This is a genomic window from Vibrio mexicanus, assembly GCF_001012815.1.
Classification (GTDB): domain Bacteria; phylum Pseudomonadota; class Gammaproteobacteria; order Enterobacterales; family Vibrionaceae; genus Vibrio; species Vibrio mexicanus.
This window is the reverse complement of the sequence record NZ_JYJP01000123.1, coordinates 1-537: the sequence shown is the minus strand read 5'-3', so window position 1 is coordinate 537 and position 537 is coordinate 1. Positions and strand designations below refer to the sequence as shown.

1 protein-coding gene is annotated in these 537 nt (G+C 42.5%); it reads left to right on the top strand.

All coding sequences use genetic code 11. From position 1 onward, the window contains the following. On the top strand, positions 1-537 hold a 537-nt coding region (locus UA76_RS19260; protein WP_047049518.1), incomplete at both ends, for an ISL3 family transposase.

Here is a 537-nt window from a genome sequence, read left to right as displayed (position 1 = left end):
CAGCTTTTGACCTAGAAGTCCAAGCTCATTGTCCCAATGCACGTATCGTGTATGACCTCTTTCATGTCGTCGCTAAGTTTGGTCGAGAAGTGATGGATAGAGTCCGAGTTGATCAAGCGAATCAACTGAAAGAGGATAAAAATGCTCGGCGTTGGATCAAACGCTCCCGTTGGGTGCTACTGAAAAATCGAGAGAACTTAAACACTAAGCAACAGAGTTATCTGGATGAGATACTTGCGGTCAATCGTGACTTAATGATGACCCATTTGCTAGGTGCTCAACTCAAAGAGCTCTGGTATTGCAGCTCAGAGAAACAGGCTAATGAACTCTGGGAGGTATGGTGGCAACAGGTTCATGAAAGTGGGATCAAACCGCTCATAAACTTTGCTAGAAAACTGAAACCCTATCTTCATGGGATAGTGGCGTCAGCTACATATCATCTAAATACATGTACTTTGGAAGGGATCAATAACAAGATTAAGCTAATCAAAAGAATGGGCTATGGATACCGAGATACGGAATACTTCTTTATGAAAA